The 16,617-nt window shown below is 29.2% G+C and carries 13 protein-coding genes; 9 read left to right on the forward strand and 4 right to left on the reverse strand.

The genetic code is table 11. From position 1 onward, the window contains the following. Positions 1-2: 2 nt before the first annotated feature. From JRV97_RS06645 to JRV97_RS06685, 9 genes are all read left to right on the forward strand, one after another. On the forward strand, positions 3-1,238 hold the full coding sequence (locus tag JRV97_RS06645) for an isoamylase early set domain-containing protein (RefSeq protein WP_280997380.1): 1,236 nt from the start codon (positions 3-5) through the stop codon (positions 1,236-1,238). Positions 1,239-1,368: 130 nt separating this feature from the next. After that, on the forward strand, positions 1,369-1,704 hold the full coding sequence (locus JRV97_RS06650; RefSeq protein ID WP_280997381.1) for a L7Ae/L30e/S12e/Gadd45 family ribosomal protein: 336 nt from the start codon (positions 1,369-1,371) through the stop codon (positions 1,702-1,704). Next, on the forward strand, positions 1,697-3,862 hold the full coding sequence (gene infB / locus JRV97_RS06655) for a translation initiation factor IF-2 (RefSeq protein ID WP_280997382.1): 2,166 nt from the start codon (positions 1,697-1,699) through the stop codon (positions 3,860-3,862). The genes JRV97_RS06650 and infB overlap by 8 nt, the downstream gene beginning before the upstream one ends. Positions 3,863-3,918: 56 nt before the next feature. Continuing rightward, on the forward strand, positions 3,919-5,184 hold the full coding sequence (locus JRV97_RS06660; RefSeq protein WP_280997383.1) for a DegT/DnrJ/EryC1/StrS family aminotransferase: 1,266 nt from the start codon (positions 3,919-3,921) through the stop codon (positions 5,182-5,184). Between the two features lie 9 nt (positions 5,185-5,193). After that, entirely contained in the window at positions 5,194-7,035 is a 1,842-nt protein-coding gene (locus tag JRV97_RS06665) for a polysaccharide biosynthesis protein (protein ID WP_280997384.1), read from the forward strand. 10 nt (positions 7,036-7,045) lie between these two features. Further along, positions 7,046-7,960: a glycosyltransferase family 4 protein gene (locus tag JRV97_RS06670; RefSeq protein WP_280997385.1), complete on the forward strand. Its 915-nt coding sequence runs from the start codon at positions 7,046-7,048 to the stop codon at positions 7,958-7,960. A gap of 12 nt (positions 7,961-7,972) precedes the next feature. Beyond that, positions 7,973-9,172 (forward strand): hypothetical protein, encoded by a 1,200-nt coding sequence (locus JRV97_RS06675; RefSeq protein ID WP_280997387.1) that lies wholly within the window; start codon positions 7,973-7,975, stop codon positions 9,170-9,172. Between the two features lie 60 nt (positions 9,173-9,232). Next, positions 9,233-10,903: a phosphoenolpyruvate carboxykinase (ATP) gene (locus tag JRV97_RS06680; protein WP_280997389.1), complete on the forward strand. Its 1,671-nt coding sequence runs from the start codon at positions 9,233-9,235 to the stop codon at positions 10,901-10,903. Continuing rightward, entirely contained in the window at positions 10,904-12,055 is a 1,152-nt protein-coding gene (locus JRV97_RS06685) for an MFS transporter (protein ID WP_280997391.1), read from the forward strand. A gap of 29 nt (positions 12,056-12,084) precedes the next feature. Here JRV97_RS06685 and JRV97_RS06690 read toward each other — a convergent pair whose 3' ends face one another. From JRV97_RS06690 to fdrA, 4 genes are read right to left on the reverse strand one after another with little or no spacing between them, the layout of a single operon-like run. Continuing rightward, positions 12,085-12,807 carry an N-acetyltransferase gene (locus JRV97_RS06690; protein ID WP_280997393.1) on the reverse strand — a complete coding sequence of 241 codons (723 nt, stop codon included), beginning with the start codon at positions 12,805-12,807 and terminating at the stop codon, positions 12,085-12,087. A gap of 60 nt (positions 12,808-12,867) precedes the next feature. Beyond that, a complete protein-coding gene (locus JRV97_RS06695) occupies positions 12,868-13,662 on the reverse strand; it encodes a cyclase family protein (protein ID WP_280997395.1) in 795 nt (264 codons plus the stop codon). Between the two features lie 12 nt (positions 13,663-13,674). Continuing rightward, positions 13,675-15,078, reverse strand: coding sequence for a YlbE family protein (locus JRV97_RS06700; protein ID WP_280997398.1), 1,404 nt, complete (start codon positions 15,076-15,078; stop codon positions 13,675-13,677). Next, the gene (gene fdrA, locus JRV97_RS06705; RefSeq protein ID WP_280997400.1) at positions 15,075-16,616 is read right to left on the reverse strand and encodes an acyl-CoA synthetase FdrA; all 1,542 of its coding nucleotides are present in this window, start codon (positions 16,614-16,616) and stop codon (positions 15,075-15,077) included. Before fdrA ends, JRV97_RS06700 begins: the two co-directional genes overlap by 4 nt. Position 16,617: the final 1 nt, after the last annotated feature.

Here is a 16,617-nt window from a genome sequence, read left to right on the forward strand (position 1 = left end):
GTATGAAAAAAATATTATTGATATATCTTATAGTAGTTTTATCTATTATGTCTTTTTCAAAGGTTTATGTGTATAAAAATAATGTAGTTTTTGAATTTAAAGATCTTACAGCATCAAAAGTTTTTTTAGCAGGTTCTTTTAATAATTGGGATCCAACAGCACAACCTATGAAAAAAGTTAAAGGTGGATTGTGGAGGGTTGTATTAAGATTGACTCCTGGAGATTATCAATATAAGTTTGTAATTAATGGTACAGATTGGAAAGAAGATCCAGAAGCTCCTGATTATGTTCCTGATGGATATGGTGGAAAGAATGGAGCATTTTCATTGGTTTTAGAAAATGGAAAATTAAAGATAAAAAAACCAGAAAAACAAGAAAGTGGTATATTAAGTGGTAAATATTCATTTGATTTAAAATCCAAAGTGAATATGGATACATATTCTTTTAAATCTCCAGAAATATCCCATAATTTTTATTTAACTATTAACCCTAAAAAATCTGGTATGAATTTTGAAGCTGTTTTAAATGCAGACAACTCTAATTGGCAGTTAGGAATATCATCTATAAAGGCTACGTGGGAAAATTCGAACTTTATTTTTGGAGTTTTTAAGGATATTCAAGCTAACAAGTTGCTTAATTTTAGTGAAAGAGTAGAAGAAAATAAAATAGGTTTTTTTGGTATTTTAAAAGTTGGAGATTTAAAAACAGGAGTGGATATTTATTCTCAGGATAATGAATTAAAATATTTTGTTTCATCAAATATTTATTTAAGTAATATTTTACTCAGTGCATTATATATGCCAAAAACTCAAGATGCTTCTATGAATATATATTCTAGAATAGAGGGGTTTGGTATTGGTGTAGAAGCAAAGTATTCAGATAAAATTGAATATGTTAAAGGTGATTATAATAGCGAAATTTTGGCTTTAGAAGGAACTTATGATTTTGTTAATAAAAATATAATTTTTGGTGGAAACTATGATGATATAATAACTTTCTCTGGAGAGTATTCTTTAGAAAATAATGTATATAATATTGAGTCTGATTTACTTTTTAGTATAAAATCAGGATTTAATGTTTTGATTGATGCTTATTATGATAATACTAATAACTTTGGATATAAATTAGGTATGGAATTGAATAAAGATAATATAGATTTAAAATTAAAAATAGGAAATGATTTTTCTGGAGATTTTGATGACTATTATCTGTTTATTGCGTCATCAGCGATATTTTAATATAAAAATCCTCCTTCGGGAGGATTTTTTGTTAACGGTTTGTTATTTGTTTGTATAAGCTGAAGATTATTTCATTATTCTTATTTTATATGTTATAATTAATTTAGAAAAGAAAATTGGAGGTAAAAGAATGAATGAACAGAAGGTTATAAACCTGCTGGGTTTTGCTTCACGTATGCGCAAAATAATATTTGGAAAAGATAATATAAGAGAATATATTAGAAATCCAAGAAGAAGATCGAAATTTATAATTATAGCTTCTGATGTTGGCGATTCAATAAAGGAAGATACTATAAAAAGATGTCAATCTCATCATGTTCCATATGTGCTTTTGAAAGAATATACGAAAGATAAATTGGGGCGTTCTCTCGGAAAAGATGAGATTAGCGTGGTAGGGGTTTTGGATGAAAATATAGTTAAAGGAATATTAGAAGTAGTGAATGCTGGAGGTGATTCAAATGTCTAAGACACGGGTATACCAATTAGCTAAAGAATTTGGAATGCATGCTAAAGAATTTTTAGAAGAATTAAAAGATTTAGGATATAATTTAAAAAGTCATATGTCTTCCTTAGAAGAAGAGGAAGTAAAGACTATAAAAGAATATTTTGAAGAAAAATTAAATGAAAATAAAAAAGAAAAAGTTGTTGAAGAAAAAAAAGAATTACCGAAAAAAGAGGAAACAAAGAAAGAGAAAAAAGTTGAACATAAAAAAAGCAAAAAAAATGAAAAAAAGAAACATTTCGAACATAAAAAAGAAAATAAGATAAATAAAGAAATAAAAGAAGAAGAGGAGATAAAAGAAATAAAAATAACAAAATCTGAATTAAAATTAGATATTCTTGCAAATAAGTTGGGAAAAGGGCAAAATGATATTATAAAAGCCTTTTTTATGAAAGGAAAAGTATTAAGACCCGGTCAAACATTAACAGAAGAACAAGCTGAAGAAATTGCAATGATGTTTAATGCGTTGCTTGAGATAACTGAAGAAGTAAAAGAGGAAAAAATAGAAAAAGGCTCTGAAAAAAACGACCCGGAAGAAATTTTAAAAGAACGATGGAATAAAATATATAAAGAAAATGAGGATAAATTAATTGAAAGGGCTCCTGTTGTTACTATAATGGGCCACGTTGATCATGGGAAGACAACATTACTTGATAATATAAGAAATACAAGAGTAGCAGAAAAAGAAGCTGGTGGAATTACCCAGTCTATAGGTGCATATCAGGTTAATTATGAAGGGAAAAAGATTACCTTTATTGATACACCGGGACACGAAGCTTTTACAGAAATGAGAGCAAGAGGTGCTCAGGCAACGGACATTGTTGTTTTAATAATTGCAGCAGATGATGGGGTTATGCCTCAAACTATAGAAGCATATAACCATGCAAAAAATGCAAATGTTCCTATAATTGTAGCTATAAACAAAATAGATAAGCCTAATGCAAATGTTGATTTAACTAAACAACAAATGGTTGCAAAATTAAATCTTATTCCTGAAGACTGGGGTGGAGATACAATTACAGTTCCTATTTCTGCAAAAGCTGGTCAGGGAATAGATGAATTGTTGGAAATGATTTTATTAGTAGCTGAAATGCAGGAAATAAAGTGTTATCCAGAAGGATTAGCAAGAGGGGTTATTATAGAAAGTAAATTGGATAAATTCTTAGGTCCAGTTGCAACTACTATAGTTAAAGATGGAAAATTAAAAGTAGGAGATTATTTTGTAGCTGGTAGTACTTTTGGAAAAGTTAGAAGAATGATAGATCCAAGTGGTAAAAATGTTAAAATGGCAGGTCCTTCAGATCCAGTACAAATTTTGGGTTTTGAAGAAGTACCGGATATGCATTCTATATTATATGGGGTTAAAACATTGCATGAAGCAAAGGAGTATGTAGAAAAGAAAAAAGCTCTTGAAGAAAAGGTTGTACAAAAAAGGCATATTAGACTTGAAGATGCTTTAAGAATGATGAAAGAAGATGGAGAACAAAAAACATTGAACATAATTTTAAAAGCAGACACTTTTGGTTCATTAGAAGCATTGAAAAATGCTATAGCAAAATTAGAAAACCCTGAAATTGAGTTACAGGTTATTCATGGCGGTATAGGTGCAATAACGAAAAGTGATGTAATGTTAGCAACTGCATCTGATGCAGTTATTTTAGGTTTTAGGGTAAAAGCAGACAGTAGTGCTGTGAAATATGCCGAACATGAGAATATTCAAATTAAAAGATATGATATAATATTTAATTTAATAGATGATTTGAAAAAAGCCCTACAGGGTATGTTAGAACCTGAGGAAAAGGAAGAAATTACAGGTTCTGGTGAAGTAAAACAGGTATTTAAAATTAAGAAGGTTGGAAATATTGCAGGTATTCAATTAAAAGAAGGATATGTTGAAAGAGATGGTGGAGTAAGATTATACAGACAGGGTAAATTGGTATATGATGGAAAAATAGAGTCCTTAAGGCATTATAAAGATGAAGTAAAAAGAATTGATGCTCCAAAAGAATGTGGTATTAAGATATTAAACTTTGATGACATAAATGAAGGCGATGAAATGGAATTTTATAAATATATTCAAGTTGAAAGAACATTGGAATTTGGAAAGAAAGAAGAGAATTAATAAAATAGGCTCGCTTTTAGCGAGCTTACTTTTAATGTAAAAGGGGGATATTAATTTTGAAAGTACCACTTTCTTCAGCCAGCTTGACGAATAAAGAAAAAAAAATAATAAATAAAATTTTTGATAGCAAAAGGTTAGCTCTGGGATCATATTTAAATAAGTTTGAAGAAATAACAAAAAGTTATTTTAGTGTAAAAGATGCAATTGTTGTTAATAGTGGCACATCGGCATTGCATTTGATTTTAAGATCCTTGGATATTAAAGAAAACGAAGGAATGATTGTAACCCCATTTACTTTTATAGCCTCTTCAAATGTAGCTTTATTTGAAAGAGCGCACCCAGTATTTATAGACATAGATCCATTTAATTACAATATAGACCTAAAAAAAATAGAAGAGAGTTTAAAAGATAAAAAGCATCCGTTGTGGAATCGTATAAAAAATTTAAAAAATATAAAATTTTTTATGGGTGTTGATGTTTTTGGGCAACCTATTGATTGGGATAATGCTATAGAGATATGTAAAAAAAACGATTGGAAAATTGTGGAAGATTCATGTGAAGCAATAGGTGCAAAATATAAAGATAGATTTGCTGGTACATTTGGAGAAGCAGGTACATTTGCCTTTTATCCTAATAAGCAGATAACAACAGGTGAAGGTGGTATGATAATTACCAATAATATAGAAATTGGGAAATTATGCAGATCTATGGCTAATCAAGGACGCGGAGATTCTTCAGAATGGCTTGAGCATGTAAGATTAGGATATAATTATAGAATGGATGAGTTATCAGCGGGTTTAGGATATATACAGATGAAAAGATTAGATGAGATTCTTGATAAAAGAGAAAAAGTAGCAAATAATTATTATGAACTGTTTAAAGATGAAGAAAGAATAATTTTACCAAAGATTGAACAATACACAACAAGAATGAGTTGGTTTGTTTTTGTGATTAGACTTTCATTAGATTGGATAGCAAAATTTACAGATATTCCAGAATATGTAAGAAAAATAGATCTTCCGTTATATATGAAAAATAGAGAACAATGGAAAGAATTATTAAAAAATATTAAAGGAATAACGTATAAAGTAATTGAAAAATTAAATAAAAAAGGCGTTCAATCAAAAAATTATTTCTCACCTATCCATTTGCAGAAATTTTATAGAGATTTATATGGCTATGAAGAAGGAGATTATCCTATTACGGAGCTGATTTCTTCTTTAACCATTGCAATACCATTTTACACAGATTTGACTATAGAAGAACAAAAATATGTTGTAGATACAGTTAAAGCTATTTTAGATGAATTTGAAAAAAAGTAAGGTGACACTATGAAAAGAAAAATTGAATTAATTATTGTAGATTATTTATTATTTTTTATGAGCTATTATATAGCTCTATTTTTTAGGTTTCAAACTGATTTTGCTGAAATGCAAAAATATATTTTACCGGTTATTATTTTTCCAGTTGTAATGGTTATAGTGATGTATTATAATAAAATATATGATCACATATGGCGTTTTGCAACATTAAAAGAAATAAAACCGATAATATATTCTTCATTCATAGGATATATGTTTAATTTTTTGATTATTGAGGGTATAAGAAGAGTATGGATTCATAACCTTGCTATTCCAATATCAGTTGGTTTTATGACAGCTCTCTTGGGTGCAATACTGATTATTTTTAGCAGAGTATGGTGGTTTTCCAGAAATAAAAATGTAATTGATAAAGTTTCTGATAATAAAAAAATATTAATAATTGGTGCAGGAGATGCAGGGGTTGAATTATTGGATGAATTTTTAAAACATCCGTCTTTTGGTAAAGTGATAGGTTTTTTAGATGATGATGAGTCTAAGATAGGAAGAAAAATAAGAAATATAAAAATTTTGGGTAAAACTTCTGAAGTGATGACATATGTAGAGAAGTATAGTGTAAATGAAGTTATTATAGCAATACCTTCTGCTACTTCAGAACAGCTTAGAAGGATAATTGATAATATTGATACAAAAAAGGTGAGATTGAAGACATTACCAGGAATATTTGAAATATTAAATAATAAAGTTTCTTTAGGTTTTTTAAGGGATGTAAATATAGAAGATTTACTTGGAAGGAAAGAAGTAAAAGTTAATTTTGATGAAATAGGTTATTATGTTACAAATAAAAAGGTATTAGTAACCGGGGCAGGTGGAAGCATAGGTTCTGAAATTTGTAGACAGGTTGCAGCATTAAAACCAGAAAAATTATTTATTTTGGGTCGTGGAGAAAATAGCATTTTTAATATAAATAAAGAACTGAAAGAAAAGTTTCCTGATTTAAAAGTGGTAGAAATTATAGGAGATGTAACTAATATTAATAGAATAAAATATATCTTCAAAAGATTTACTCCTGATGTGGTTTTTCATGCTGCGGCACATAAACATGTACCTTTAATGGAAAAAAATCCATCAGAAGCATTTAGGGTAAATGCATATGGAACGTATATACTCGCAAAAAAATCGATTGAACATGGTGTAAAACATTTTATTTATATATCAACAGATAAAGCAATAAATCCTACTTCTATAATGGGAACTTCAAAAAGGTTTGGAGAAATAATAATTAGATCATTAGCTCAGAATTCAAAAACAAAATTTGCTATCGTTAGATTTGGAAATGTTCTTGGAAGTAGAGGAAGCGTTATTCCAATATTTAGAGAACAAATAAAGAATGGAGGCCCTGTTACGGTTACAGATCCAAAAATGAAAAGATATTTTATGACTATACCTGAGGCAGTTGCTTTGGTATTACAAGCGGGTTCTTTTGCTAATAAAGGTGAAGTTTTTGTTTTAAATATGGGAGAGCCTGTATCAATTGATAAATTAGCTCGAGAGATGATCAGACTATCAGGATATATACCAGATCAGGATATAAAAGTGGTATATACTGGCGTTAGGCCAGGAGAAAAACTTTATGAAGAGTTATTTTTAGATTCGGAGGAATTTGTTAAAACGGAAAATGACAGAATATTTATTCTTAAAGAGAACAATGTTTTAAGTAAAAATGAATTAGAAAAACTAATAAATAGTATTGTTTTATCTTTTGAAGAAAATGATTATGATATTATGAATCAATTGATAAGAAAGTATATACCAGAATCAACATCAGGAATAAAAAGAGATATAGCTTATTAAGAGGTGAATTATGAAATATATTCCATATATAGTAGTGCTTGTTTTATCAACTATAGTGACATATATTATGATTCCAATAGCAAAAAAAATTGGAGTAGTAGATAAACCTGATGAAGAACTAAAAATACATGAAAAGGCCACACCGTATCTTGGAGGAGTAGCAATATATTTGTCAAGTATTTTTTTTATTAATGATTTAAAATTTGTTTTTTTTAGTTCTCTTATGATGTTTTTAGGATTATTGGACGATATAAAAGATATATCGCCAAAATTAAGATTGATATTTGAATTTTTTGTAATATTAATAACTCTTATTCCATTTTATTCGTCACTGGGAATAGTTTATTTTTTAATTTTAATAATTCTTGGTGTTGCTCTAATAAATGCTGTTAATATGATAGATGGTATGGATGGAATTTGTGGAGGAAATGCTCTTTTTATAATTTTGTTTTTAAGTATAATTTCAAAACATTATACCTTTATATATATTGTTATGGCAATCATAGGATTCTTATTTTTTAATTTTTATCCAGCAAAGATTTTTTTAGGCGATGCAGGTTCGTATTTTTTAGGGTATACAATATTTTATCTGACAACAATAATGACATCTAATCATGGATTCGGAGGATTTGCTATATCTGTTATAGTTTCAGCCTTATTTTATACAGATTTATTTTTCAGTTTCTTAAGAAGAATTTTAAACAATCGTTCACCTTTTTCAGGAGATAGAGACCATATTTATGATAAAATAAAAAAAAGATATAATATATCTGTTAAGAAAACAGCATTGATTACATATATATTTTCATTTTTATTTGGTATAATAGGTGTTATCAGTTGGGACTTCCCTTATGTAGGATTAAGTTTAGCGTTGATAGAGTTTTTATTTTTAGGAATATATTTAAAGTTATATTCCTATAATTAATGGAGGTAAAATATGGCCTTATTAAAAGGTATTGATGGCTCGTACTTTGAGTTAAGTCCACGGGTAATAAAAAAATTCTGGTTTGCTGATTCAATAGATGAAGATGTTGAAGAAAAATATATATTTGAAATAAAAGCGAAAACAGGAGACTTTATATGGAAACCGAATGAATTCAGTGTTGAATTAGCTGATTCTATTGATGTAGAGCTGGAATATATCCCAACACTTTTGACTATATTCAGATTAAATAAATATTTCAATAATAGAATGAAAAGTATTTTTTCTTTTCTTTCTACAGATTCTTTGATGTTAACAGAAAACATTATCAGTCAGGAATTAATGGTTTATACTATTAATGAAAGTGTGGATTTTTCAGCAGTATATATAAATAAAGCAGGAAGATATTATGAACATCATTTTATTTTTTCAAGATATGATTATCAAAGCATATTTGATGTAAATATAAAAACTACAATGACAGAAATAAAAAGGTTTTATAAAAACCTTATAAATGAATTTAATAAGTTTAGATTAAATGTTTTACCAGAAATAATAAACCAGGAGGCATTTTTAAAACACGTATCCGAAAGAATTAAAGTTGTGAACTATAATGAATTAAAAAATATTGAAGATAATATATTTCAATTATATAATGTTAATAATTTAAATAATAGTATGTCTTTAAGTAATTCAGATGAAGCTCTTAAAGCATTTACTAATTTTATAGCTGAAATGAGAAAACAAAAAGATGTTGAAAATGATGATGTGGATATAGAAATATTTATGGAAGAAGATGAAGAAAATGATGAAAATGAAACATTATGGGAAATAATAGACGAAATAGAAGAAGAAATAAAAAATATGTTAGAGGGTGAAGAAACAGAAGAAGATTTTATTTTAACAAAAGAAGAAAAATTGGAAAGTATATATAATGAAATACAAAAGAGTTATGAAGTATTTAATAAAAAAGTTTTAGATGAGGATGAAAAGAGTAAGGAAGAAAAATTAATAAAAAGCTTAATTCTAATATATGGAATAGAAACAATTTATGAATTAAAAGAGAGGCTAAAAAAAGATTTTAAAAACATTAATTTAGAAAAAATAATAGAAGAATATTTAAAAAATTCAGATGAAGGAATTATTATGGAATATAAAAAATGGTATAAAAAAATAATGAAAAAATTAGGAAAGAATTTAAATCAAATAACATAAACCCGGATTTTATTCTGGGTTTATTTTATTTTGATAAATTTTTCACAGGGGGTATGAAAATTGGCAACCAAGAGTTTCTTCACAAAAGATGAGATAACCTATACAAATCCTATTTTTTCAAGAATCAGAACAACTATTGAAACTGCTTTCTACCGAAATAATGTAATAAAGGTAGATTCGCCTAAGGAGGCTTATAAACTTGCTAAAAATTCACCGGGAACAATAGTTACGGATATAAATGTTTATAAGCCTGAACTATTAGCCTTAGACGAAGGGACAAAGATATTGATATTTAATGATGGAGCAGTTACTGGAAGATATGCAGCTGGAAGGAGAATCGTTGGAGAACCTGGTGTTGATGAGAATAAGTATGCTGAAATCATTAGAGAAGCAGTATATAATACCAGATACAAAAAAATGTATCATGCTATATCATTTACAGGGCTGCATGAAGATTTTATAGTAAAAAATCATTTGTTGATTCCAGAAGGACATGAAAATATTTTATATAATTGGTTATTAAACTTCCAACCATTTACTGTTGATTTTGTAAGAATATATGAAAAATCAAGAATATTAAATGAAGGAGATATTTATATATTTTCGGATCCTGATTGGAAACATCCAGATTTCCCATTAGGATTATCATTTTTTGATCCGCAACACAATTGTGCTGCAATACTCGGGATGAGGTATTTTGGAGAATTTAAAAAGGGTACATTAACATTAGGATGGGGAACTGCAAATAGGAATGGATATGCTTCCTGTCATGGCGGGTTAAAAAAATATACTTTAAAAGATAATGAAAGTTATGTAGCTGCATTTTTTGGTTTATCAGGTTCAGGCAAATCCACATTAACTCATGCAAAACATAATGGTAAATATGATATAACAGTATTGCATGACGATGCATTTATTATCTCTATGGCAGATGGGTCTACAATATCATTAGAGCCATCATATTTTGATAAAACAGCAGATTATCCAGTAAATTCAGAAGATAATAAATACTTATTGACAATACAGAATTGTGGAGCTACGCTTGATGAAGAAGGTAGGGTTATTTCGGTAACGGAAGATATTAGAAATGGCAACGGGAGAGCTTTAAAGTCAAAATTATGGTCACCAAATAGGGTTTATAAAATTGAAGAGCCAATAAATGCTATATTCTGGTTGATGAAGGATCCTGTATTACCGCCAATATTAAAAATAAATGATCCAATTTTAGCATCTACACTTGGTGCAACATTAGCTACAAAAAGGACATCGGCGGAAAAATTAGCAGAAGGTGTGGATCCAAATGCATTGGTATTTGAACCATATGCAAATCCATTTAGGACATATCCGTTATCAGATGATTATTATAGCTTTAAGAAATTATTCGAAAAAGGTGTTGAATGTTATATATTAAATACAGGTCATTTTATAGATAAAAAAATAACTAAAGAGATTACATTATCTGTAATTGAATCAGTTGTAGAAGGCAAAGCGGAATTTAAAGAATGGGCAAACAATATTGAAATAATGGAGATAGAAGGATATCTTCCGGATATGGAAAATAAAGAATATATAAATAATTTTGTTAATTCAATGAAAAGAAGATTGGAATTTATAAAGTCACGTGAAATAGAAAGAGGCGGAATAGATAAATTGCCTTTTGAATGTAGCGAATCTATAGAAAATATTATAAATGTATGTAAAAAAAATAAAAAAGATTTACTGGAGGGATAAATGGAACCATTAGCATTATACATAACCTTTACTAATTTTTTTACAAGTTTTTTTAAATCATATTTTAAGCCATTAATTCCATTTTTTATGGAATATTTTAATGTGAATGAACCGAAAATATTTGTTATGATGGCATCGATTTTAACGCTAATCTCTTCTTTTAGTCAGATTTTTTTTGGTTATATTGCAGATAAGTCAAATAAAAAACTTAAATTTTTATATCTATCAGTAATAATAACCATGGTGCCAATATTATTTTTAGGATATGTAAAAAGCATATGGTTATTATTTGTAATATTTTTGATAGGCTATATGGGAAGTGCTGCTCAAGAACCTTTAGGTGCAGGTATTAGTGGAACAATAGGTAAAGAAAAAAGTACGACACTTGCAGTATTTATGGTTGGAGGTACATTTGGGTATGCGCTTGGCCCTGTATTTATAACCTATTTTGTGAGTCATTATAATCTAAAAAATGCAACATATATTGGATTGATAGGAATATTATTATATACAATTTTATTTTATTTTGCGTATAATTATTTCAAAACACATAAACATCTTAAACCGAAAAATAAAAAAAGTCGTTTTTTTGAGAGTTTTAAAGGATTTAAATATATTGCACCAATTTGGTTTTTAACAATACATAGGGCTTTTATCAGTATTATGTTTAGGTCATATGTCCCAATAAAATCAAGAATGTTAGGCTATGATTTAACAGTGGGTGGATTATTGGTAACATTAGGATTTTTAGCGGGTACATTTTCAAATCTTCTTGGAGCAAAATTAGAAGAAAAAACTAGTGTAAGATTTGTCAACATGTTGTATTTTTCAGCCTTTTCAATTTTGGTATTTTTATTCGCGACTTCTACAAATATATGGATATTGTCAATTTCATATATTTTAGCAGATGCTTTTATGTTTTTAACTATGTCAGTAAACGTTCATTATGCACAACAATTATTGCCTGATAATAAAAGTTTTGCTTCTGGTGCTTTAATGGGCTTTACAAGAGCTATGGGAAATGTACTGATCACAATATATTCATTCTTTTTTGGAAATAACATTCCTTTTATTTTAAATAGTTTATGGATATTTGGTATAGTAGGAATAATATTAACCTTAATATTAATAAAACCACAAATACAAAAATAGGGCAGGCCATTATGACCTGCCCATTCTATTTAAACAACGGGACTGTCTGGAATAATTAACTCTTTATTTGCTTCAGCTACTTCAGCACTTGCTGGTTCAAGTTCAGTTTTTACTAATTGTTTTAAGTAATCTTTAATTGAAAGATCCCAATATTCTTTGGTTACGTAATAAACTTTTGCACCACCGAGCTCATGTTGTACATCTGGCCATGGATATGATGGTTGTGCCATACCTAATCCCCATCTCTTAAATCCATTATAACTTTCATATGTTGCCCACCATTCTTTAGCTCCTAATTTTTCAAAGGCATATTTTGCTTTTGCATAATACATAATAGCTCCAACTCTTAAACCTCTAACAAATGCCATTGAGTGAAGACTGATATGAATACCATTATTCATAACTCTTGCATTTGCAAATCCTGCTAATTTTCCATTTATTGTACCAATCATAAAATATGGATCTTTTAATCTATTTCTGTACCATCCTAATAATTCACCATATACTCTTACACCAACTATATCATAGAAATCATGGTCAACATCTAATAATTTTTTTACAAAAGGTAATAATTTAGGGACTTCATCTTTTTCTAAAGGTCTAATATATAAATAACTTCCATCCTTTAATTTTGCCATTTCTGGTTCATAAGGTGGTAATTTTAATGATGGACCTGATAAAATAGGTTCTAATTCTCTAACATCAAATGTAATTTGTTCTTGAGATACTTTTTCTGGTATTTCTTTCCACATAAATTTTCCCCTCCATATTTTTAGTGTATATTTTTATAGTCAATAATATCACTTTTAAAATTATTCTTCAATTTCAAATGCAGCAACACGCGCTATACTTGATTCACCATCAACCAATCTCCATGGGAATATACCAATATACATTCTTCTATTTAATACTTTATCGATATCTCCTCCAAGATTTTCTGCATGAAGAATTAAGTGTGGGAATAAATCAATATGCATTAATTGATATGTTTTATCATCGAAATATTCATCAAGAGGTTTTCCATATTTTTCTCTAAAATGTTTATCTGCCATTGCAGCAAATTCTGGCCTATATTCTCTTAATATTGTATTCATTGGGTGATCTGCAGAACCACAATCAACACCAATCCATTTAATCTCCATTTCTTTTAACCAATCAGCAAATCTTTGATCTGGTCCAGGATGGAAATAATAATATTTATTTTCATTAGCTTCTGGTTGATCCCATGCATATTTGTGATAACCGGTGTTGATAATTAAAATATCACCTTTTTTAATTTCAAGATTATTTTCTTTAGCAACTTTTAATAATGTTTCAGGTGTATAAATATCAAAATCGCCAACTTCTTTAGAAATATCTAAAATTACCCCTTCGTGGAATAAGTAACCATCTAATGGTAATGATGCAATATCTCTTCCACCTGTCATGAAATGTCTTTGGCCGTCTAAATGTGTACCATTATGCATACTTGTTTGAACTATTTGGCCGTTAACTTTTTGAAGCATCATCCTTTTGAAATACCACAATTTCATTGGCTCATAACCTGGCCAAGGTGGTGTTGTAATACCTATCTTTTGAGTTAAATCATACACTTTAATACCTGCCATGATGTTCCCCCCTTAATCCAAATATTCTTTTACAAATGCTTCTAATGCATCTATAAATATGTTCATAGGTGGATAGGTTAAACCTGCTCCAACCTGACCTATACCTGGTTCTTTATGGGCAATACCTGTGTTAATTCTTGGTAATATACCTTTTTCTACAACTTTTTTAACATTTAATCCTGTAGGTGTTCCTCTAAAGTTTAAGAATGGTATTTTATATGTATTATTTTCTGCATCTGTTATTTCATACATTTTTAATGTCGTTTCAATAGCTTCTTGTACTGTTCCACCAACAAATTTAACTATTGCAGGTGCTCCAGCCATTGCAAAACCGCCAAAACCACCAGTTTCTGTTATAGTACTGTCACCAATATCTGGGTTTGCATCTTCCTTTGTGAATCCTGGGAAGTATAAACCTTCAACTTCTTGAGCTGGCCCAACAAACCATTGTCCTGGCAATCCAGCTAATCTAATTCCAAAATCTGTTCCATTTCTAGCCATTACTGTAACTATTGTACTTCCTTTAATGCCTTCAGCAGCTAATGTAGCTGATTTAGCAGCTGGCATTGATAAATTCAAGAAGAAATGGTCATTAGAATTAATAAATTCAATTACTTCTTTCTTTTCTTTATTTGAGAAATTTGTATCCAAAATAGCAGGAGCTATTTCTCTTATGAATAATGATGTTGCTGCTCTATTTCTGTTATGACATTCATCACCCATTTGTACAGCTTGAGCAATTAGATTTTTCAAATTAATTTCACCTTTTAATTCAATAGCTTCTTTTAAAACAGGATATAATGTTTCTTCCATCCATTTTAATTTTTTAATTACATCAGGTCCATTTGCTCCATATCTTAAAACTTTACCCAAACCTTCATTCATTGTACAATATGCTTTTATACCATATGTTTTGTTTTCTATAATAAATACAGGCATTGAAGGAGTAGCTACACCTGCCATTGGTCCAACACCATCATGATGATGCCATGGATCAAATTCGATTTCACCAGATTCTATTAATTCAATAGCTTCTTTCTCATCTTTAGCTTTTCCTTCGTATATTAATCCACCAATAACTGCCCCTTTTAATGGTCCGCACATTCTATCCCAAGTAATTGGTGGTCCAGCATGTAAAACCATGTTATCTTTCATTCCTGGTACAACATCTCTGGCGATTCCCATACCAACAAGAGTTGGTTGAGAGTTCATAATTCTTTCAACTGCTTCTTTATTAGCTTTTTCAACATCGATAGTTAATTTGTTAAAGTCATTTAATATTTTTAAAGCTTTTGACCCTCCAAGAGGAGGTTTCCAATCAACATGAACAACATTAGCACCTTGCTTTTTTAAATCTTCATAAAATGATTTTAAACCGATATTAACTATTTTTAATTCTTCTTTGAATAAACTCATCTTCCCAACTCCTTCCAAACATTAACTGCAAATTTTACTGCGCTTGCATTGCTTGGGAAGACTATAACACCAACATCTTCCAGCTTTTTCTTTTGTTCATAATATTTTTGTGGATCTTCATATGTTCCACAGATATTAGCAATAACACATCTATACCTATCTGAAGTTTCTCTGGCAGTTTTAACTGCTTCTGCAATTTCACCTGCTGGATCCATATGAGACCCCCAACCTAAAACAACATCAACCATTATAATAGCTGTCTCTTTATCTAAATATTCTTTTATTAATCTGGATTTTCTCATAGTAAAATCAATCATTGGATGAGGTCTTCCAACAGTGAATTCATCTTCACCCATATCAACTACAGTATGTTCTTTACTTTCATTTATATTTTCAAGTAAATAATCTGGATTTAATGGCTTTGGTGAATAAATAGGACCTATTTCTTTACTCAATAAAACCATAGTCTCATCAGCAAGCGTTCCTCCAGAGTATAAACCTCTTATGTATTTGCCTTCTTTAATTTTTGAAGCTTCTTCTTTTACTTTTTTATCGAAATCAAATGATTCTAAGAAATCGAAATAAGTGTATTCATTTTTGTCTATAGGTTTTTCCTGACATAATAGGGCAGCTTTTATAGCAGCATCTTCTAAAGTATATCCAACTGTTATAGTAGGATCTTCTACTACTCCATTTACAAAATGAACAACATGTTTTTTATCTGTATTTTTTAATAATTCAACAGACTTTTTAACAACATCTGGATAAGGCGGTTTTGATACTAATACAATTATTTCTGTTTCTTCATCTTCAATAAGTCTTTTAATACCTTCTAAAAACATTAATCCCCCAACATCTTTTTTCACATCTCTACCACCAGTACCTATTAATTGTGAAATTCCACAACCGAGATTTGAAATAATTGAAGAAACTTCTTGAGCTCCAGTACCTGAAGCTGCAACAATACCAATTTTTCCTCTTTTTACTACATTTGAAAATGCCATAGGAACACCATTGATTATTGCTGTACCACAATCAGGTCCCATGACAAGTAACCCTTTTTCTAAAGCATATTTTTTTAATTCGATTTCTGTTTCTAAAGGAACATTGTCACTAAAAAGCATTACATTTAAACCGTAATCTAAAGCTTTTCTTGTTTCGAAACCAGCATATTCTCCTGCTATTGATATTACTGCCATATTTGCGCCATCTAATCTTTTTACAGCACTTTCAAGGGAAGGATAAAACTTTTCTCCCTCTTCTTCCTCAGTTTCAGCTTTTAATAATTTTTCAACTTCCTTTTCAATTTCATTCATATCAATATTTTCACCTTTGATGACTATTAATAAGTCATTAGGTGTAGTCTTTTCCAGTTCTTCATCCATCATGTTTAATTCTTTCAAAAATTCTTTATTTGTATCCGTTCCCATTCCAACTAATGCTTCTTCCACATCATCTCGTTTTTTGATATCCTCTGTAATAAGCATAAGCGTAACTGAATCATAATATGAATTTGGTTTAATCATTTTGTAAACCACG

It is taken from the genome of Marinitoga aeolica, assembly GCF_029910535.1.
GTDB classification, from domain to species: domain Bacteria; phylum Thermotogota; class Thermotogae; order Petrotogales; family Petrotogaceae; genus Marinitoga; species Marinitoga aeolica.

Coding starts and splice junctions, on each gene's coding strand:
- JRV97_RS06645 (WP_280997380.1), top strand. CDS start 3: ATGAAAAAAATATTATTGATATATCTTATAGTAGTTTTATCTATTATG.
- JRV97_RS06695 (WP_280997395.1), bottom strand. CDS start 13,662: ATGGCAGGTATTAAAGTGTATGATTTAACTCAAAAGATAGGTATTACA.
- JRV97_RS06670 (WP_280997385.1), top strand. CDS start 7,046: ATGAAATATATTCCATATATAGTAGTGCTTGTTTTATCAACTATAGTG.
- JRV97_RS06700 (WP_280997398.1), bottom strand. CDS start 15,078: ATGAGTTTATTCAAAGAAGAATTAAAAATAGTTAATATCGGTTTAAAA.
- JRV97_RS06650 (WP_280997381.1), top strand. CDS start 1,369: ATGAATGAACAGAAGGTTATAAACCTGCTGGGTTTTGCTTCACGTATG.
- JRV97_RS06690 (WP_280997393.1), bottom strand. CDS start 12,807: ATGTGGAAAGAAATACCAGAAAAAGTATCTCAAGAACAAATTACATTT.
- JRV97_RS06665 (WP_280997384.1), top strand. CDS start 5,194: ATGAAAAGAAAAATTGAATTAATTATTGTAGATTATTTATTATTTTTT.
- JRV97_RS06675 (WP_280997387.1), top strand. CDS start 7,973: ATGGCCTTATTAAAAGGTATTGATGGCTCGTACTTTGAGTTAAGTCCA.
- infB (WP_280997382.1), top strand. CDS start 1,697: ATGTCTAAGACACGGGTATACCAATTAGCTAAAGAATTTGGAATGCAT.
- JRV97_RS06685 (WP_280997391.1), top strand. CDS start 10,904: ATGGAACCATTAGCATTATACATAACCTTTACTAATTTTTTTACAAGT.